Source organism: Cupriavidus sp. FW306-01-F10A (genome assembly GCF_058782785.1).
On record NZ_JBYSYA010000002.1, the window covers coordinates 513,055 to 532,661 of the forward strand.

The 19,607-nt window shown below is 66.6% G+C and carries 17 protein-coding genes; 6 read left to right on the plus strand and 11 right to left on the minus strand.

The features are described 5' to 3' along the window. Positions 1-207: 207 nt before the first annotated feature. Positions 208-1,149, minus strand: a complete 942-nt coding sequence (locus AC3WLF_RS05360) for a zinc-binding dehydrogenase (protein WP_035822039.1) — start codon at positions 1,147-1,149, stop codon at positions 208-210. 225 nt (positions 1,150-1,374) lie between these two features. On the opposite strand from AC3WLF_RS05360, the gene AC3WLF_RS05365 reads away from it, so the two are divergent. Both AC3WLF_RS05365 and AC3WLF_RS05370 read left to right on the plus strand, forming a co-directional pair. Next, entirely contained in the window at positions 1,375-2,388 is a 1,014-nt protein-coding gene (locus tag AC3WLF_RS05365; protein ID WP_492357920.1) for a LacI family DNA-binding transcriptional regulator, read from the plus strand. Between the two features lie 82 nt (positions 2,389-2,470). Further along, entirely contained in the window at positions 2,471-3,412 is a 942-nt protein-coding gene (locus AC3WLF_RS05370) for a LysR family transcriptional regulator (RefSeq protein ID WP_492317594.1), read from the plus strand. Positions 3,413-3,550: 138 nt separating this feature from the next. Here the strand turns inward: AC3WLF_RS05370 and AC3WLF_RS05375 are convergent, their stop codons facing one another. From AC3WLF_RS05375 to xseA, 10 genes are all read right to left on the minus strand, one after another. Further along, entirely contained in the window at positions 3,551-4,765 is a 1,215-nt protein-coding gene (locus tag AC3WLF_RS05375) for a T6SS immunity protein Tli4 family protein (RefSeq protein ID WP_492357921.1), read from the minus strand. Next, positions 4,762-5,973, minus strand: a complete 1,212-nt coding sequence (locus AC3WLF_RS05380; RefSeq protein ID WP_492357922.1) for an esterase/lipase family protein — start codon at positions 5,971-5,973, stop codon at positions 4,762-4,764. The genes AC3WLF_RS05375 and AC3WLF_RS05380 overlap by 4 nt, the downstream gene beginning before the upstream one ends. Before the next feature lie 264 nt (positions 5,974-6,237). Beyond that, the gene (locus AC3WLF_RS05385) at positions 6,238-7,329 is read right to left on the minus strand and encodes a porin (RefSeq protein ID WP_492352238.1); all 1,092 of its coding nucleotides are present in this window, start codon (positions 7,327-7,329) and stop codon (positions 6,238-6,240) included. 54 nt (positions 7,330-7,383) lie between these two features. Further along, complete coding sequence (locus AC3WLF_RS05390; protein ID WP_492317598.1) at positions 7,384-7,776, minus strand: 5-carboxymethyl-2-hydroxymuconate Delta-isomerase; 393 nt, start codon at positions 7,774-7,776, stop codon at positions 7,384-7,386. A gap of 35 nt (positions 7,777-7,811) precedes the next feature. Continuing rightward, positions 7,812-9,521, minus strand: a complete 1,710-nt coding sequence (locus AC3WLF_RS05395; RefSeq protein ID WP_492317599.1) for an amidohydrolase — start codon at positions 9,519-9,521, stop codon at positions 7,812-7,814. 59 nt (positions 9,522-9,580) lie between these two features. After that, a complete protein-coding gene (locus tag AC3WLF_RS05400; RefSeq protein WP_492317600.1) occupies positions 9,581-10,561 on the minus strand; it encodes a tripartite tricarboxylate transporter substrate binding protein in 981 nt (326 codons plus the stop codon). Between the two features lie 46 nt (positions 10,562-10,607). Next, on the minus strand, positions 10,608-11,702 hold the full coding sequence (locus AC3WLF_RS05405) for a porin (RefSeq protein WP_492317601.1): 1,095 nt from the start codon (positions 11,700-11,702) through the stop codon (positions 10,608-10,610). 482 nt (positions 11,703-12,184) lie between these two features. Next, positions 12,185-13,639 (minus strand): alginate export family protein, encoded by a 1,455-nt coding sequence (locus AC3WLF_RS05410; protein ID WP_492357923.1) that lies wholly within the window; start codon positions 13,637-13,639, stop codon positions 12,185-12,187. 202 nt (positions 13,640-13,841) lie between these two features. Continuing rightward, entirely contained in the window at positions 13,842-14,423 is a 582-nt protein-coding gene (sodB, locus tag AC3WLF_RS05415) for a superoxide dismutase [Fe] (RefSeq protein WP_010812260.1), read from the minus strand. A 211-nt stretch (positions 14,424-14,634) separates the two neighbouring features. Further along, a complete protein-coding gene (gene xseA, locus AC3WLF_RS05420) occupies positions 14,635-16,020 on the minus strand; it encodes an exodeoxyribonuclease VII large subunit (RefSeq protein WP_492317604.1) in 1,386 nt (461 codons plus the stop codon). Between the two features lie 1,072 nt (positions 16,021-17,092). Between xseA and AC3WLF_RS05425 the strand changes: the two genes are divergently transcribed. The 4 genes from AC3WLF_RS05425 (at position 17,093) to AC3WLF_RS05440 (ending at position 19,607) form a co-directional block, all read left to right on the plus strand. Further along, positions 17,093-17,713 (plus strand): MotA/TolQ/ExbB proton channel family protein, encoded by a 621-nt coding sequence (locus AC3WLF_RS05425; protein WP_035822108.1) that lies wholly within the window; start codon positions 17,093-17,095, stop codon positions 17,711-17,713. Between the two features lie 21 nt (positions 17,714-17,734). Continuing rightward, positions 17,735-18,166: an ExbD/TolR family protein gene (locus AC3WLF_RS05430; RefSeq protein ID WP_492317605.1), complete on the plus strand. Its 432-nt coding sequence runs from the start codon at positions 17,735-17,737 to the stop codon at positions 18,164-18,166. A 150-nt stretch (positions 18,167-18,316) separates the two neighbouring features. After that, positions 18,317-19,420, plus strand: a complete 1,104-nt coding sequence (gene lpxK / locus AC3WLF_RS05435; RefSeq protein WP_492357924.1) for a tetraacyldisaccharide 4'-kinase — start codon at positions 18,317-18,319, stop codon at positions 19,418-19,420. Beyond that, entirely contained in the window at positions 19,401-19,607 is a 207-nt protein-coding gene (locus tag AC3WLF_RS05440; protein ID WP_492317607.1) for a Trm112 family protein, read from the plus strand. Before lpxK ends, AC3WLF_RS05440 begins: the two co-directional genes overlap by 20 nt.

Below are 19,607 nucleotides of genomic sequence, written 5' to 3' on the forward strand. Positions count from 1 at the left end.
CGCCAAAGCCGCGGACCCTGACGTGCTCGCTCCGTAGTTCATTCAGGTCACGCGACCGCCAGCATTGGATGTCCACGCAATCGTGGCAGTGCTGGCGGTCGCCAGTCCGGCGCCATGCGCGGACGCGGCGGTCCGACCCGGCTTGTTCTTCCGGCGTCATGACCAAACGGCATCGTTCGATGCCGTCTGGCAAGAACCCCTGCCGACTCAGGGCACCAGCACGAAACGCTGGCGCGCGCCCCTGGCCTGCGCGGCCCACACTTGCCCGACATCCTCCAGCGGCGCGGTGACGATATCGATTTCCATGCGCCCTGCCGCGGTATGCCGGCATAGCTCGGCATAGGCCTGCGCCTGGACCTCGACGGGCGCGTGGTAGTAGGCAAAGCCCATGATGTCGAAGCACGCCTTGCGCGCCGCGGCGCCGGCAAAGGCAATGGTGGGCGCCACCGTGGTGCCGATATGGACCAGCCGCCCGCCGTGGCCAAGCGCCAGCAGCGCGGCCTCTGCCGGCGCGCCGCACAGGTAATCCAGCACGATGTCGACGTTGCCGTCGGCCGCGTTGCGGTAGGCATCCAGCAGGTCGCCGGGCTGGTCGAGCGGCACCACCGCATCCGCGCCAAGCCGGCGTGCGCGCTGCAGCGCCTGCACATTACGCCCTGCCGCGATCACGCGCCCGGCACCCAGCAGCTTTGCCGCGGCCACCGCCAGCAATCCCGAGATACCGGTCGCGCCGAGCACGAGCACGGTCTCGCCCGGCTGCATGCGCGCCCGCCACGACAGCGGCAGCCATGCCGCCAGGCCGGCGTTGCCGAGCGCGGCGGCGCGCTCGTCATCGATGCCGTCCGGCACCGGGAAGGTCAGCGCCGGATCCACCAGCGCGCGCTGCGCCATCGAGCCGAACGGCGCGACCGGTGCGTTGACGTTGAAGTAGACCCGTTGTCCATCCGCAAGCCGCCCCACGCCCTCGCGCCCGACGACAAAGCTGCCCGCCGCCGGCTTGATGTAGTGCCGGCCCTCGGCAATGGCCATGTCCAGCCGCGACAGCGCCGCGGCGCCTACGTCGACCACCACCTGCCCGCCGGCGGGGGTGGGATCGTCAAACTCCTGGTACACCGGCGCCCTGCCGGCGAGCGAAACCGCTCCTTTCATGTGCCTCTCCTTGTCCTTGATGTCCTTCTGGTCCGGGTCGATCTGCGACTTGGCACCGCCTTGTCAGCAGATTACAATGCAATCGATTGCACGACAAACGCGAAGCTGGCCGGCATCGAGGCCGATTCTAGAAACGGCCGCGGCCCGGCGTCCAATCCACTTTTTGGCGGCATCCCGATAACCAGAAGGTATGGCGAGCAGCCTGCCGCACATGGCACGACAGCGATGAGCAAACCCACCATCAAGCAGATCGCCGAGACATTGGACGTCCATCCTTCGACCGTGTCGCGCGTGCTCAACCCCGAGACCCGCCACCGCATCGGCGACGAACTGGTGGCGCGCGTGCTCAAGGCGGCACAGGACCTGCACTACTCGCCCAACCGCATCGCGGCGGCACTGCGCACGCGGCGCTCAGGCACCATCGGCGTGGTGGTGCCTGACATCGGCAGCCCGGTGTTCCCGCCGATCGTACTGGGCATCGAGAACGCCCTGTCCCGGCATCGCTATATTCCGATCGTGGCCAATGCCGGCGGCGACAAGGCGCGCCAGACCTTTATCGTCGACCAGCTGCTGGCGCGCCAGGTGGACGGCCTGATCCTGGCCACCGCCGAGCGCAATGACCCCGTGGTGGCGCATTGCCTGGCGCAGGGCGTGCCCATGGTGATGGTCAACCGCAGCGACGATGCGGGGCGCGTGTCGAGCGTGGTCGGCGACAACCGCCAGGCGATGGCGCTGGCCGTCGGCCACCTGCATGCGCTGGGCCACCGCCGCATCGGGCATGTTGCCGGGCCATCCAGCCTGTCGACCGGGCATGAACGCGAGGCGGGCTTCCTGCTGGCAGTGGCGGACCTGGGCCTGCCCGCGTCCCAATGCCCGGTGGAGCGTGCGCCGGCTTATACGGAAGACGCCGGCCAGGCCGCGTGCGCGCAGCTGCTGTCGCGGCGGCAGCGCATCACCGCGGTCGTGGCCGCCAATGATTTCCTTGCGCTCGGCTGCTATGCGGCCGTGCGCGCGGCGGGCGGCAGCTGCCCGTCGGACCTGTCCGTGGTCGGCCACAACGACATGCTGCTGATGCACGCGGTGTCGCCGGCACTGACCACCATCCGCGTGCCGTTCTACGAGATGGGCACGCGCGCGGCGGCGCTGATGCTGGGCGCGCTCGACGGCAGCATCGCCACCACGGCACGGACCCTGCTGACCCCCGAGCTGGTGGTGCGGGCATCAACCCGGCCCCTGTAAGGCGGCGCCATATGACTCCGCATTTTTTGTGCTCCACCGTGCAATCGATTGCACGATACGGCGAATACCCTGAGGCATGACCATGGATCTCCGACAGCTTCGCTATTTCAAGGTGCTGGCCACGCTGCAGCACTTCGGCCGCGCCTCGGCTGCGCTGCATATCGCACAGCCCGCGCTGAGCCGGCAGATCCGGCTGCTCGAGGAAGAGCTGGGCGTGCGGCTGCTGGAACGCCATGTGCGCGGCGCCACGCCCACGCCGGAAGGCCTGGTGTTGCTGGACCGCGCGTCCTTCCTGCTGCGCTATGCCGACCAGGTCAAGGTCGACATCGCCGACCTGGCGGCCTCGCCGCGCGGGCTGGTGGCGCTGGGACTGACCCCGGCACTGGCGCCGCTGCTGTTCATCCCGCTGGCCGAGGCGCTGCGCCAGCGCTATCCGGAAATCCGGCTGCGGCTGGTCGAGAACTTTGCGCCCGCACTACAGGATGCGTTGCTGCAAGGCACGCTCGACGTCGGGCTGCTGAGCGGGCCGGTGTCGAGCCCCGGGGTCTCGGTGGTGCCGCTGGTTGCCGAAAGCCTGTGCGCGATCGGCCCCTGGGGCGATGCGTCGCTGGGGGATGGGCCTGTGGACATTGAACAGCTGCAGGGCCTGCCTCTGATCCTGACCGGAGTGTCCAAGTCAGGCGTACGCCTGGCGCTGGAAGCGCTGGCGGCGCGCCAGGGGGTGGAGCTGCAAGTCACGATGGAGGTCGAATCGATCGAGGTGGCCCGGCGCCTGGTGGTGCGCGGGTTCGGCTGGACCGTGCACTTTGCCGCAGCGATACGCGACGAGCTGCAGGCGCAGCGTCTGCAGGCCTTGCCGATTCGTGGGCTGGAGTTGCATCGGATGATCGGCAATGCGGCCGCGCGGCCGCCGTCGCGGGCGACGCTGGCTGTGATGGAAACGCTCAGGGATGTTGCCAGGGAATTGGCGGTTGATGGGAACTGGCCTAATAGTCGGCTGTTGGGGGAGACCTTGGATAGTTAGTGGAGGCGCTTGGCGGGCGCGGCTGTGGGCAATCCACCTCGTCATGCAGACGCGCTACGGCGCTTGTTTTTGGGGAACCCGTGGCCACCACGCCATTGTGGTCGGTCATATCGCCAACCGTGATGATGCGGCGGGGGCTTATGTGCTGGCCTCGCCCATCCACGTCCAGACAACCAGCGCTTCGTCGGACGGCAAAAGCCCGAAGCGGATCATCGGCATCCCTTTTTGCCGCAGGATGCCGGACTTGCTGGCCACCCAATCCGCCTGAGGGTGTCCGGGCGGAAGCGAGGCGCGCCAGATGCCGGACAGAGGTGTGGTTTCGCCTGAGCGCACCGTGACCGGATCGCCGCTCTGCGTCGGCGGTGCGTTCACGCGGAAACGCACACCATCCAGCAGCCTGTCCCAGAGGGACACGGCTTCCTCGTCCGTCAGCGATGCCTGATCCGCAGCGCCGATGCGATTGGCCGCCACCTTCGTGTACATCTTGGCGCCGATCACCGCTGGATGCAGCGTCGTACGCTCCCTGCCAACAGCTTCCCACTCGAAGTCATGTGTGCCATCCGCACGGCGGACCAGCGATTCTTCCCCTTGCCAGACGCCGACCGTGCGCTTGCCCTCGCGCAGGGTCGTCAATTTCGGGTAGCGGCTACCCAGATACTTCCTTTGCTCGGCAATCGAAGTCAGCAGACCAGGTTCGCCGTCCACGCTGGCCAGCTTGTTGGAGTCCACGGAAAAGCTCACATCGGGCAGGCTGGGCAGCCGAATGCCTGCGCCAAAGATTTCCTGATAGCTGCCGGACGCGTCCGCGACGAAGCCGTGGTCGATGCAGACGCCGGGGGCCGTGGGAATGTCTGCGTTGTCGCGTGCTCGGATGCCACGCACCAGGGGGGCAAGTTCCTCGCCACCATAGAACCATTCAAATAGATTCTGCCCAGATACAACAAACGTATGTTTTCGCTCATTGCCATAGCTCTTTGCACTATCGCTGGGGAAATACCTGACCTCGATGGCCTTACTTGATGATCCCGCCCCAAAATAGGTAACCTCGGCTGTCTTGTCTGCCGAAAGCACTTTAGCGCGATAGGCTTCCGCCACCTGCTTCAGCAGGCCAGCCGCGCCGACATTTGTCACGATTTTTCCCGGAAACTCCTGGAAGCCCCACAGCAACTCGGCTTCCGCCGGGACTTCCATCACATAGCGGCCAAAGCACACCTGCTTGGTCTTGGCGAAAAGGGTCTGCAGGCGCGGCGACAGCGCAACGGGTTCCGACATCTTGTTCTCCGGATACGCAAACGATTGGCAGCCCGCGAGCAGCAGGCCAGCCAAGACCTTGGTGAAGCCGCGGCGCGTCATTGGCCCCACCATGTCGCAGTGTTGGCAATCCTGATGATCGAATACAGCGCGCTCGCCAGCACCTGGTCATTCTGATAGCTGCCCTGATGCTCGTAGCCAGTTTGCCGGAATAGCGCACCGCGCACGGCTTCGGCGGACGCCTTGGCAGGCACCGTCTGGTCACCTGCGTCTACCGGCGGCTCCAGCCGTAAGGTGAGCGGCTGGTTGCTTCTAGTACGCACCACGATCGGCCCTCGGCATCCTCGCTTTCGAACGTCCACGTAAGCGGGTCGCCATGCGGTGCCAGATCGGTGATGTCCACCCGCCAGGTTACGCTGCCATAGGATTTCTGCGAACTGTCTTCGCCGTAGCTCGCATAGGTCGTGGGGTGATACAGGTCCTTGATGTTCTTGCCGGTAGTCGCGGGTGTGCAGACGCATCCATCCTCGCGGATAGGAGGCGGTCGGCAGCAACTCCAGTGGCCCCGAGGCATTGGCAAAGACCGCCGTCACTTCCTTGCCCGTTCTGCCCATGACATTGCGGGCAATATCCCCAACCAGATTGTCCTGCACGTCGGACCCTGTGCGCACGCGCTTGTAGGCCGCCCCGGCCCCGAGCGCAGGCTGGACGCTATGGTAGACGCCGAGAATCTTGTCCTGCGCGTTGCCGTAGTCCGGATGCAGCAGTGCGCGAGCCACCAGGCCACCCATCGAGTGCGTGACCACGATCACCTTTTTGCACTGCCGCCCGTTGGCCGTGTACATCCCGATGATTTCGTCGATGCGCCTGGCCAGCTTCTTTGCGGACGTGCCATTGCTTTCCAGCCAGTTGTAGCCCATCGCGTAGACCGGATACCAGCAGTTCGCCACGCGCAGGACATCGGCCTCGGTCAGCGCATCGCCGGCGCCGCCCCAATAGGCGGGGGTGACGCCCAGCACTTCCACCTTCCTGCCCTTCTTCCAGGTCGGCGAGAGTTCCCCGGCCACCAGCATGTCGTTCAGGTGAGCCTCCATGAGCTTGATCACCTCGCCGTAGGTCTCGAACATGACTTCGCTCCAGCCGCGCCAGCGCGCCTTCTGCGCGGCGGTGGCCTCGTGCTTGCCGCGCCTGGCCTTCCACTGCTCGGCGGCAGGCGGCAGTGGCGCACTCATCAGCAAGCCGATATCGGGCAGCCCATCGGGGACGTTGCCGTGCCGCTTGTCCGAATTGACCGTCTCTTTGCCGGTCATGTCGAACCTTCCGGCGTCCTCGGTGATCTCGTAACGGTCCGGATTGCCGCAAGACACCCGTGTTGCACGCGAAGCGCCTTCTGCGGAGCGCAGGCGATGTTATCCGCAAGAAATGCTTTTCAAGTACTAGTGATGGCAATCTCTATCGGAAGACCGGCAAATTTAGACAGTTCATAGCCACCATGCAGCGCATTCCGCTGCCGCCTGCAGACCTGTCTGCCTGGGTACGACACCCGACCGCATGGCGCCAAGCCAGTCAGCCCACTAGAAGACGTGCTTGATCCCCACCATCGTCCCAAACTGCGACCCACCCGGCCTGGGGTTGGACCCCGCCGCCCCGGCACTGACTGACTGGGCAAGCTGCCCACCGTTATCGATGAATCCAGCCGTGGCATAGACCGAAGTCCGCTTGGAAAACGCATAGGCACCACGCAGCGCATACAGCATGGCCTTGTTGGCGCTGTCATGGAACTTGAGGTAATAGACCTGCCCGGCCAGCGTGAAGGCCGGCGTGATGTCGTAGGCGATGCCGCCATACCAGAGCTCGCTGCGCGGCGTCGCGCTGCCTTCGTTGTCGCGGCGGATCACGCCCACGCCCAGCTTGGCGCGCGACAGCATTACATAGCCGCTCAGCGACAGGCGGTCATCGGTCAGCGACTTGTTGCCAAGCCCGCCGAACGCGCCCGGCCCGCCGCGCAGCGAGTCATAGGCAGCGGTGACGCCCCAGCCCTTGTGCTCATACTGGATCAGTGCCGACCATTCCCGGCAGGCAGACTTGCTGGCAGGATTCTCGCCCGCGCAATTGGTGCCGGCCGGGCTGGGGCCGGCATTGACCGCATCGCGCCCGAAGCTGTAGGTGGCGCCGACGGTCAGGCCGCCGAAGGTGCCCTTGTAGGCCAGCGCGTTGTCGGCACGCGTATTCGGCAGGTAGCTGTCGAGCGACGCCGCGCCGTACACGTTGGGGCCGAGGATGTCCGAGTCCAGGTTGGCCCAGAACAGCATGGTGTACTGCCGCCCCAGCGACAGCTGGCCCCACTTGCCGCTCAGCCCCACCAGCGCCTGCCGCCCGAACAGCCGTCCGCCCTGGTTGGCACCGCCGGTATCGGGGGCGAAGCCGGACTCCAGCACGAACACGCTCTTGAGCCCGCCGCCCAGGTCCTCGGTGCCGCGCAGGCCCCAGCGCGACGGCACGGTGCCGGTGAGGGTCGGCATGCGCACCAGGCTGTCGCCGCCCGCTCCGACCTTGTTCACGTATTCCACGCCGGTATCGATCACGCCGTACATCGTCACGGACTGCGCCGCGGCCAGCGTCGGGCCAAGCGCAAGCAGCGCGGCCCCCATGGTTCCGATCTTCATTGCTGTCTCCTCCGTGGGTCTTTCTTGTCGTTGTGGTGGTACGCGGCCGCCGCCCTATGCAGCCGTGGTGCTGTAGCGCTGGTGAATGTTGTTGAGGCTCCGGTAGGCACCGGCAAACTCACGCAGCTCCAGCGACAAGGCCAGGTAGCGGCGCCGGTATGGCTCGGCGAAATGCGCGGTCAAGGTATCGAACAAGGCGCTGACGGTGCGGTCGAGCACGTCCTGCGAGCGCCCCGCCGCGACCGCCAGCGTCACGTGCACGAAGGCATCGTCGCTGCTGCCGTCGGCCATGCGGTAGGACTCCAGGCATAGCGCGCGCGCACGGATGCCGCCCAGCGGAAACGCGCCGTCCTGCGCGATCAGGACCGCGCTCAGTCCGGCCAGCAAGGCATCGATACGCGCAACCGGTGCAAGGTTGCGGGTGTATTCGACGATCAGGTGCGGCATGCGTGTTCCCTCCACTGCGCTTGCGGCGCCGCTGGCTAGCGCGCCTTGCGCGCGGCAAAGCCGCCGTCGGCATGGACCACCTTGCCGTCGACCATCGTCAGCACCGAACGGATGCGGTGGATGTCTTCAATGGGGACGGTCAGGTAGGGCTTGTCGAGCACCGCCAGGTCGGCCAGCTTGCCGGCCTCCAGCGTGCCGCGCGAATCCTCGTCGAATGAAATCCACGCCGCGTTGGCGGTGTACAGCCGCAGCGCTTCCAGCCGCGACAGCCGGAAGTCCTCCTTGCGCCTGACTTCCTTGCCGATCGAATAACCGCCGACGTGGAACTCCAGCGCGCGCCAGACGCCGGGGATGCCGATGCGCGTCGCATCCGTTCCGCCCGCCACCTTCAGCCCGTGCTGCAGCGCCAGGCGCACGGGCGGCGCGGCCTCGGCCACATGGTGGTCGTTGGCGTGGCCGATGGCGCCGGCCTCGAAGTACGGCCCCATCTGCACCGTGTAGGAGAGCCCAAGCGCCTTCATGCGCCGGAACGTCTCCGGCTTGCCGGTATTCAGGTGGGCCATGGCCCAGCGCAGCCTGCCCAAATCATGGCGCTTGCCCACTTCCTCGAAGACATCGAGGATCGCGCTGGCGGCGTCGTCGGTATAGGCGTGGATCTCGACCGGATAGCCGCGGCTGGCGGCGAACGTTGCCACCTTGAGCAGTTCCTCGCGGTCCTTCGCCGACGGCTGGAATCCAGGCCCCATCTTCACGCCGTCGTCCATGCCGAACACCAGCATCTCGCCCGGGCCGAGGAAGCGCAGCTTGCCGTCGCCCAGGCGCGGCGGCAGGTAGGCCAGCGTATTGCGGAACCATTCGGCCTCGTTGCCAGCGACCATGGTCGGGATGCGGTAGCCGACCCGCAGCGACAGGCTGTCCTCGCGCCACAACGCGTACAGCGGATCGTAGGCCGGGCCCGGTCCCGCGGTGGGGTCGATCAGCGCGGTGACGCCGAGGCTGTTAAGGCGGCTGAAAAAGGACTGCAGGCTGGCCTTTGCGTCGACCTGGCTCTGCGCCAGGATGCGGCCGAACAGCGCCGACAGCGGCCGGATCGCGCCGAAGATCCGGCCGGTGGGGCGCCCTTCGCTGTCGCGCTCCACGCGGATGCCCGGCGGCAGCGCATCCGGCTGGTCGAGCTTGAGTGCGTCGATCGCCCTGGCGTTGACCAGTGCATAGTCGTACAGGTACTGCACATAGGCCGGATTGTCAGGCAGCAGCGCGGTCAGCTCGGCAGGGGTCGGCGCGCGCTTCTCGGTGAACTGGTCGGGGTGCCAGGAACCGGTCACGGCCACCCATTTGCCGGGGCCGCGCGCCAGCGCGGTCTTGCGCAGCTGCTCCAGCCCCGCGGCCAGGCTGGTGGTCTCGCCTTCGTACCAGTAGGTCTCGAAGGCATAGCTCTGGCCGCCGCGGATGGCGTGGATATGGGTGTCGATCAGGCCGGGGATGACCGTGCGCCCGCCCAGGTCGATCACCTCCGTGCGCGGGCCGGCCAGGCGCCGGATGTCCCGGCTGCTCCCCACCGCGGCAATGCGGTCGCCGCGGATGGCAAGGGCCTGCGCCACTGTGTCCGTGGCGTTCATGGTGAGTACCGTGCCATTGACCAGGATCCGGTCGGCATGCGCGCCGGCTTGCGCCTGCGCTCCCGAAGCCGCCACCAGGCAGCCCACCGCCATGGCATGCGCCAGGGCCCGTGCAATGCAACGCATATCGATGTTCCCTTCGTGCAGGAGAGGTGGCGCCCGGCCCCCCGGGCGCCGTGGCGGCGTTACTGGCCCGGCTGTGCGCCCGAGCGCTTGACGATGGGCTCGAGCTTGGCGATGTCGGCGGCGATCAGCTTGTCGAAGGCAGCCGGCGTCGAGGGCTTGGCCTCGGCGCCTTGCGCAATCAGCTTCTCCTTGGTCGCCGGCGCGCTGAGCGCTTGCTGCATCGCCGTGTTCAGGCGGGCGACGACATCCTTGGGCGTGCCCGCGGGCGCCAGCACGCCGAACCAGGCATCGAAGACATAGCCCGGCACGCCCGCTTCGGCGATGGTGGGCACGTCCGGCAGCGACGGCACCCGCGCCGCCGTGGCCACGCCCAGGATGCGCAGCTTGCCGTCCTTGACGAACTGCAGCGCGGTGATGGACGGCGCGAAGAACATGTCGACGCGCCCGCTCATCACATCGGTGATCGCCGCCGGCGCGCCCTTGTACGGGATATGCCGGGTCTGCACGCCTGCGGTCACGTTGAACAGCTCGCCGCTCAGGTGCGAAGAGCTGCCGCTGCCCGCCGAGCTGTAGGTGACGGAATCCGGCTTGGCGCGCGCAGCCGCGAGCAGGTCCTTGAGCGTGCGGTAGGGGCTGGAGGCGCTGACCACCAGCAGGTAGGGCATGGTTGCCACCGTGGAGATGCCCTTCAGGTCGCGGGTGGTGTCGTACGGCAGCTTGGGATAGAGCGTGGGATTGACCGCATGCCCGGCGGAGGTCAGCAGCAGCGTGTAGCCGTCCGCGGGCGCCTTGGCCACCACCGCGGTGCCGATGGTCCCACCCGCGCCGGGGCGGTTGTCCACCACGATCTGCATGTTCGAGCTGGTGCCGATCTCGGCGCTGACGATGCGTGCGAGCAGGTCGGTGGCGCTGCCGGCAGCAAACGGCACGATCATGCGGATCGGCTTGTCGGGATACGCTTCGGCTTGCGCCGCGCCGTGCAGCAGCGGCAGGCAGAGCGCGGTGGCAAGCGCCGCGCGCAGGATGTTCTGGAATTTCATTGGGGTACTCCTGGAATCGTGGGGGATGGCCTGACGTGCGCCGTGCTCAGAAGACGTGGCGCATGCCCAGCGCAACGGTCTGCGGATCGGCGCCGGCGGAAATGCCCAGCTCATTGATCGCAAAGTCGTAGGTGGCATTCTTCTTGTTGAAGATGCGGCTGTAGAAGCCAAACACCGAGGTGCGCTTGGACAGCGGGTACTCATAGCCCAGGGTGGCCTGGACCGCGCCGGTATCCGCTCCGCTGCGGAAGAAGCCGACAGTCTCGGTGGCGTTGCCACGGCCGTTGCCGGCCACGCCGACGCCGGCGCGCAGGCTGCCTGTCCACAGCTTCTGCACCACCGACGCGTAGTAGGCATCGCGCTTCAGGTCGCCGGTGGCGGTGCGGTAGTGCAGCCGCTCATAGATGGCCGACACCTTGGTGGTCGGGAACTGGTACGACAGCCCGATCTTCATGCCTTCGTCGTCGCGTCCCGCGGTCTGGTAGTTGTTGTGGCGCTCATAGGCCAACACGACATTGAGCGGGCCGTTGTCATAGGCCCCCGCGAACGACCACAGGCTCGGGTTGCGCGGCACCGTAATGCGCTCTTCGTTGATACCCCAGGTCACGCCGCCGCTGAAGCCGTTCCACTTCGGGCTGCGGTAATGGACACTGTTCTTCTGGCGGCGATCGAAGGCGCTGGTGTCCTGGACATTGTCGGAGGTCGGGGTCGAGCCATTGCCGATCAGCGCCATGTAGCCGGCCGTGGTCGGATAGAACGGATCGTAGGACGAGGTGGCTTCCAGGTAGGGCGTGGTCCAGTTGCCCATGAAAAAGCTGCCAGCTGAGCCGGCCAATCCAATGCGGGTGTTGCGGCTGGCCAGTTGCCCGCTGCCCGTATCCAATGAGATATTGCTCTCGATCTGCCAGATCGCCTTGAGGCTGCCATACAGCGATTCCTCGCCGCGCATGCCGAAGACCGAGCGGTTGTTGGTCAGCCGGCCGGTCCCGCCCAGCTTGGTGCCGTCGGACGCCGTCGACGCATCGGAATACTCCATCGATGTATTCAGCCGGCCATAGAGCGTGACGTTGCTCTGTGCGAAAGCGCCGGTGCAGCAGGCCGCAAGCGCCGCAAAGGCAGCGCCCGCAAGGGGGTTCTTCATGTTGTCTCCAGTGTCTTGCGCCTGTCCGAACCGATACGGGGATGCCTGCCCCGCCCTGTGCACGAAACTGCGGGCAACAACGACCCCTGCCCCATTTACGGCATCAGCATCTGGTGGATTCTTGGTGGCGCTCTTTTAGTGCGGCGGATTTACGCGACCATTCAGCGTGAGGGGATTCTAGAAATGGCGAATCACAGCGTCCATTCGCATTTTCTTTTCGTCACCATACCGATTTGTTATTGGAATACCGGGCCCGCGCCACGCCTTGCCAGTGCCGCAAAAGCCGACGCTGTCGGGCTTGAGCATAGGTACTTGGGGACGTGCCTGGTAGCGGGTGTGGCTGTACCACTGCGTTCCAGGCATAGGACGCTGGACGCCGGAAGCCGTGCGCTATGCCGCGCACTCCCTGGCGCGGCCGCAGGCACCCATGACCGCTCGTCGCGCTCAATAGCTTGTGGATGTGCCGCATGGCACCCGCCGCATCAGAACGTATAGCCGAGCGCCAGGTAGAGAAAGCGCGTGTTGTGTCCGCCAACGGCCTTCAGCGTGCGGCTCTCGTCCACGTACACGGCGCCGCCATTGACCAGCACATGCCGGCTCGCCTGCCATGCAACATCCACGGAGAGCTGGCTGCTGCTGTACTGGCCGGAGCGGCCCGCGGTGCCGGGAACCGGGATGCCCGCCGAGGTGTAGACCGCGTCGTGCGTGGTTGCCCGCCAGATGAAGTCACAGGCGAAGGTCAGCTTGATTCCGGCCGCAGGGATCAGCGTCAGCGACGGCTGGATATCCAGCACGTTGGAGGCGCCGATCAGGCCGGCCTGGTTGAAGTAGGCCAGCTTGGGAAACAAGCCGTTGTAGGTGCCGATGGTGCCGTCGTGCGGATTGCGGTCACCGCTGCCCATGGTCGCCTTGATGCCTGCGCGCGGGTGCCAGGCCGAAGCTGCAAAGGTGTACCCGGTATCGGTCGAGAAGCCCCATGCGCGGATCTGCTGCGAGGCCAGGCTGCCGAACTGGAACAGCGCCTCCCAGTCCCAGTCCCAGCGTCCATGACGGCCGGACAGGCGGCCGCCGAGTGAATGCCGCCGCTCCGCGCCGCTGCCATCGCTGAACAGCGCGCGGTCATTCTCGAAGCCGAGGTAGTAGAGATCGGCGGAGGTTGCCGGCAGGACAGCCGCCGGCATCGTCGCATAGACACCCCAGAAGCCCTGTGCCTGGTTGGGCCGGTCGTCGAAACTGCCGTCCTTGAGCAGCACGGGACGCGTGGCGAAGGCATCCACCCGCGCGCTGCCCAGGCTTGAGCCGAGCCTCACTCCGTCGAAGGCGCGCCGCACATTGGGGGCATCGCGGATCGAAACCAGGCGCTGCGCGCCGAACGCCATTTCCTGCCGGCCCACGCGCACCAGCAGCGGGTCCTGCGCGGGCGCCGGGAGCGGCACGCGCAGGTCGACGAATGCCTGCTGCACATCGAGCTGGTCGACATAGGGCGGCGTGGTGACGTCCTTGCCCATGGCCAGCTGGTTGCCCAGCTGCACGAACGCGCGCAGGGATTCACCGGCATGCAGGTCGGCATGCAGCAGCGCGCGGTGCATCAGGTAGCCATCGCCACGCGGACCCGGCACGCCGAAATTGCTGGCCGAGTAGTCCTCAAAGCGCTCGCGGATCTCTCCGCCGAAGCTCGCGAACCAGCCAGGACTGCCAAGCGGCACATACTTGGCCGGATCCCAGAAACCCGTGCGCATGGCCGGATCGCCCAGGTAGCGATAGTCCTCGTCATAGCGCAACAGCTTGAACGGGGGCGGCACGCCCGGCGGGGAAGGCAGCGGCTGCGCGCTGGCGCCGCCGACGGCGGCGAGCAGCAGGAGTGCGACGGGCAGGGCTGCCCAGGGACGGCGCGCACCGGCGGGGCTGCAAGGGGAACATGCCTTCCATCGGGCCATCGGGCACCTGGCTGCGGGAAATGGCCGGCATACGAAGTACACGATGGCACGGAGCGCACGGGTGCGCACCGAATGCCGGCGGCCGGATACGGACCAATATGGACGATCCCGCAGGCAGATTCAAACCCGATCCCGCCCCATGCGCGCCCAAAAACAAGAAAGGGCCGGATGGCCCTTTCTTGCTGCAAGCATGATCCGCGGATCAGCCAGCGAAATTCTTGCCGGCGAAGTCCCAGTTCACGACATTCCAGAATGCCTCGACGTACTTCGGGCGGGCATTGCGGTAGTCGATGTAGTAGGCATGTTCCCACACGTCGCAGGTCAGCAGCGCCTTGGCGTCGGTGGTCAGCGGGGTGGCGGCGTTGGAGGTGGACACCAGGTCCAGCGAGCCGTCGGCCTTCTTGACCAGCCAGGCCCAGCCCGAACCGAAGGTGCCCACGGCGGTCTTGGTGAACTCTTCCTTGAACTTGTCGAACGAGCCCCACTTGGCGTTGATGGCATCAGCCAGCGCGCCGGTCGGCTGGCCGCCGCCGTTGGGCTTCATCGAATCCCAGTAGAAGGTGTGGTTCCACACCTGGGCAGCGTTGTTGAAGATGCCGCCCGACGACTTCTTGACGATCTCTTCCAGGGTCGAGTTCTCGAACTCGGTGCCCTTGATGAGGTTGTTCAGGTTGGTGACGTAGGTCTGGTGGTGCTTGTCATGATGGAACTCCAGCGTCTCCTTGGAGATATGCGGAGCCAGGGCATCATGCGCGTACGGGAGCGGGGGGAGCTTGTGTTCCATTGTTCTGTCTCTGTGGGTTGGGGTTGTGGGTCCGGAATTGCCGATTGTAGGGGACTTGCAAGACCCGCGCAAACCGCGGGACAAAGCCCCCTGCTCCGATGTTAGTTTGTCCTGGCAGGGGTTTCCGGGGGGATTTTCGCCCGGCTTGCCTGAGCGTTTCGCGCCCGCCGCGGCATCGCGAATGGGAGGCGTTCCCGGGCCGCGCAGGCGCTCAGAAATCCGGCAGCTTGGCCTGCACGCCGGCAATCGACAGGTCGGCCACGCCCTCGGCCAGGTGCGCTTCGAGCACGCTGCCGGCGCGGATTTCGGCGGGCGAGCGCAGCGCGCGTCCGCGCTGGTCCAGCAGCACCGCATAGCCGCGTTCCAGCGTGCGCTGCGGCGCCAGCAACTCGAGCGCGCCGGCGCTGCGCGCCAGGCGCTGGCCGGCGCGCTCGTGCTGGCGCACGGCGGCGGCCTGCAGGCGTTGCCACAGGCGGGCCACGTCGGCGTGGGCGGCGCTGGCATCGGGACGGCACGCGCTCCAGCGCATCGCCAGCAATTGCTGGCGGTGGCGCTGCGACACCACCGTGTCGCGCAATGCCGAGCGCAAGTGTCGCGCCAGATTGTCGACGCGCGCGCGCCGCTCCTGCAGCTGCGCCTGCGGGCTGCGCACGCGCCGCGCCAGCCAGTCCAGGTGCTGCGCGCGCAGGTCCAGCCCGCGCCGCATGCACTGCGTGAGCGCGTCGCGCGCACGCATCGCCTGTGCCAGCAGGTGCGCGCGATCCGGGCTGACCAGCTCGGCCGCGCCGGTCGGCGTGGGCGCACGCACATCGGCGACAAAGTCGGCAATGGTGAAGTCGGTTTCGTGGCCCACGCCGGAGATGACCGGCAGCGCGCAGCGCGCAATCGCCTGCGCCACCACCTCTTCGTTGAACGACCACAGGTCTTCGATGCTGCCCCCGCCGCGGCACAGGATCAGCACGTCGCACTCGCGCCGCGCGCTGGCCGCATCGAGCATGTCGGCGATCTTCTGCGCCGCGCCCGCGCCCTGCACCGGTACCGGATAGATCAGCACCGGCACATGCGGCGCGCGCCGGCGCAAGGTGGTCAGCACATCGCGCAGCGCCGCCGCCTGCAGCGAGGTGACCACGCCGATGGTGCGCGGATGCGCCGGCACCGGGCGCTTGCGCTCCGGCGCGAACAGGCCTGCCTGCGCCAGCTTTTCCTTCAGGCGCAGGAAGGCTTCGTACAGGTTGCCCAGCCCGGCCCGGCGCATTGCCTCCACGCCCAGCTGCACCTCGCCACGCGCCTCGTACATGGTGACCACGGCGCGCACCTCCACCGCCTCGCCCTCGCGCGGCTGGAAGTCGACATGCTGGTTGCGCCCGCGGAACATCACGCAGCGGATCTGCGCGCGTGCATCCTTGAGCGAGAAATACCAATGCCCGCTGGCGGCGCGCGTGAAATTGGAAACCTCGCCGCGCACCCAGGCCAGCGGAAAACTGCGTTCGAGCAGCCTGGCGATTGTGTGGTTCAGCTCACCGACAGGGATGACGTCGCGGCCGCTGCGCAGCGTGGTGGAGGAAGGGTCACGCGAAAAATTCGGCAAGTCTGGCATGGCGCACTGGTGGCAAGCGGCGTGAATGGGACATGTCCACAGCATAACCTCTATGTCAAGGGGGTAGGGCTGATGCCGGCGGCCTGCCCCGAAAGGCGCATGGGTTCGTGCAACCCTTTGATTCTTATGAGCTTTACGCGTAAAACAAAAATTAGGCAATATAACCAATTCTCTTTTGCATCAATCACTTACAAAGCGCCCGGCAGGCTTGTTCACAAAGTTATCCACAGCTTCTCTGGATAAAACGGGCCGTAAACCACACTTTTCCAGCGTAAGTGGCCCCAACCCCGCTTGCGGTCCCATGGAAAGCGACCAACCCGGCGCGTGGCGTATCGGAGCATTGCCGGCCGTCCGCGGCGCAGCGTCCATGCTGCTTTTGCACAATTTCTGGGCAGGACCCTGGGAGGCTATAAAAATCAATGGGTTAACCCGCTTCTCCCGGATTTGTCCACAGGCCGTCCACAATGCTCTCCCTGCGGAATGTGGAAAAACCCGATTTCTGTCCTGCCTGCTGCCCCATCGACCGAGCGCAGCGCTGATACACCCGTTTGCCTGTTTTTTAAGCAACCCATGGTGCTGCCTTATAAATCAATAACTTAGATGACCTCTCAGGCAGCTTTCCACAAGCGCTCCACAATCCTGTCCCGGCGCTGTGTGGAAAGCCGCACTGGACGGTGCGCCAGCACACCGACGCGCCTCGTCAGGTTGTGGAAATCGGTGCCTGGCGGCGTGCACCATGCGCCGCAGGGCTTGCGGCAGGCATTTGCACAAAAATTAGGCAGTAACATCTTTACCCTTATGGATCAATGTGTTAGCACGCTTGTCAGGCGGCTTTCCACAATCGATCCACAACACTGTCCCGCTTTGCTGTGGAAATGGACCGGCACGAGCGATGCGTGGCCGAGACAGCGCCGGGTGCCGTCTTGCCGTGCGACAGGGCGCAGGTTAGAGTGGCGCCTGATTTTTCAGAGCAATGCCGGAGCGCGCGCCGCCAGCGGCCAGACGCGCATCAAGGCATGCCGTCCAGGTGGTTTGGGGTTTTGTTATTCGGTTGTCGATCCCGGGGGTCCAATTGTTTTCCATCATTCAAGCGGCCGGCTGGCCGATCTGGCCGCTGTTGCTCGCCTCGGTCATCGCGCTGGCGCTGATCGTCGAACGTTTTCTTACCCTCAAGCGCAGCAAGGTCCTGCCCGCCAGGCTCTATGAAGAGGCGCTGGCGGCCGCGCAGCAGCGCCGCGCCACGCCGGAAGTGGTCAACACGCTTGAGCAGAACTCGCCGCTGGGCCGGGTGCTGGCCGCCGGGCTGCGCCACGTGGTGCTGCAGCCGCACACCTCGCGCGATGCCGCCAAGGACGTGGTAGAGGAAGCCGGCCGCGTGGTCGCGCATGAGCTCGAGCGCTACCTGAACGCGCTCGGCACGATCGCCTCGGTGGCGCCGCTGATGGGCCTGCTGGGCACGGTGATCGGCATGATCGAGATCTTCGGCAGCCAGGGCGGCACCGGCGCCAGCCCTGAACAGCTGGCACACGGCATCTCGGTGGCGCTGTACAACACCGCCTTCGGCCTGATCGTGGCAATCCCGGCGCTGATCTTCTGGCGCTACTTCCGCCGCCGCGTGGATGACTACGTGGCCGAGCTGGAATTCCGCGCCACGTCGTTCCTCGACGCAATCCTGCCGCAGCGCCGCGCCTGATCGCCGAACGGAACGAACGCCATGCACTTCCGTTCCCGCCAGCGGCGCGAAGAGCCGGAGATCAACCTGATCCCGCTGATCGACGTGCTGCTCGTGATCCTGATCTTCCTGATGATCACGACCACCTACTCGCGCTTTACCGAGCTGCAGATCCAGCTGCCCACCGCCGACGCCGAGCGCTCCCAGCAGCGGCCGCAGGAAATCGTGGTGTCGGTGTCGTCGCGCGGGGTCTACTCGGTCAACAGGCAGGTGATGGAGCAGAAGGACGTCACCAGCCTGGCCGACCAGCTGCGCGCCGCCTCGGGCACCAGTGCCGGCGGCCAGCCGCCGGTGGTGATCGTCAATGCCGACGCGCAGGCCAGCCACCAGGCCGTGATCAACGTGATGGAGGCCGCGCGGCTAGCCGGGCTGTCGCGCCTGACCTTCGCCACGCAGAGCGCGCAGCCGCGCTGACCCCGGGCGCCGTGGCGCATGCGGCCGGCGGGCTTGCCGCATGCGCTGTGCAATGCCCATAATGGTTGAGCCGCCCGCGCCCCCAGGGAGCGAAGCCGCGGGCGCACTACAATCCCATCCCAACCACCGACTCCACCGCCCGCCGCGCCCATGCCCGTTCCCCGACATGCCCTTGCCGACTTCGTGACCGCCCAGTGGCAACGCCGCGGCTGGTTCGCGTGGGCGATGCTGCCGTTCTCGCTGCTGTTCGGGCTGATCGCGCGGGTGCGCCGCCATGGCTACCAGCGCGGCTGGTTCAAGTCGACGCGGCTGCCGATGCCGGTGGTGGTGGTCGGCAACGTGACCGTGGGCGGCACCGGCAAGACGCCGGCGGTGATCGCGCTGGCACAAGCGCTGACCGAGGCGGGGCTGCGCCCCGGCGTGGTGTCGCGCGGCTACGGCGTGGAACTCAAGCACCCGCGCCGCGTGAAGCCGACATCAAAGGCGTCCGACGTAGGCGATGAGCCGCTCCTGATTGCGCGCGCCACCGACGTGCCGGTCTGGGTCTTCCCCGACCGCGCGCTGTGCGCGCAGACCATGCTGGTATCGCACCCGGGCGTCAATGTGCTGCTGCTCGACGATGGCCTGCAGCACTACAAGCTGCAGCGCGACTTCGAGATCGTGATGTTCGACTCGCGCATGGGCGGCAACGGCCTGCTGCTGCCGGCCGGCCCGCTGCGCGAGCCGCTTTCGCGCCCGCGCGACGCGACCCTGATCAACGACCCCAACTTCCGCGCCACGGCCGACCGCCCCGGCATGTACGGCATGCGGCTGGAGCTGGACGATGCCTGGCAGCTGGCCGACCCCACCATGGCGCGGCCGGTCAGCGCCTTTGCCGGCCGGCGCGTGCTGGCCGCGGCCGGCATCGGCAACCCCGAGCGCTTCTTCGCCAGCCTGCGCGGCGCGGGCCTGACACCGAAGACGCTGCCGCTGCCGGATCACTATGACTTTGTCGCCGACCCGTTCGCTGACAATCCCGACGCGCTCGACGCCGACGTGATCCTGATCACCGAGAAGGATGCCGTAAAATGCGAGCGCTTCGACGACCCGCGCATCTGGGTCGTCCCCACCAGGCCCGTGATCGATGCCGGCCTGATCGAAAAAATCCGCCGCGCCGTGCTGGCGCAAATCAAACCCGCGCCGACCGCGCCGGCAACCACGCCCGGCGCCGCAGGGCGCAACGAGGAACACCGAGATGGACAACCGGCTGCTTGAAATCCTGGTCTGCCCGCTGTGCAAGGGCAAGCTGGAATACGACCGCGCCGCGCAGGAGCTGATCTGCCACGCCGACAAGCTGGCGTACCCGATCCGCGACGGCATCCCCGTGATGCTGGCCGACGAGGCCCGCCAGTCGGTGCCGGGCCGCGTGGTCAACCCGGACGCCCCCGCCTCCGGCAACTGA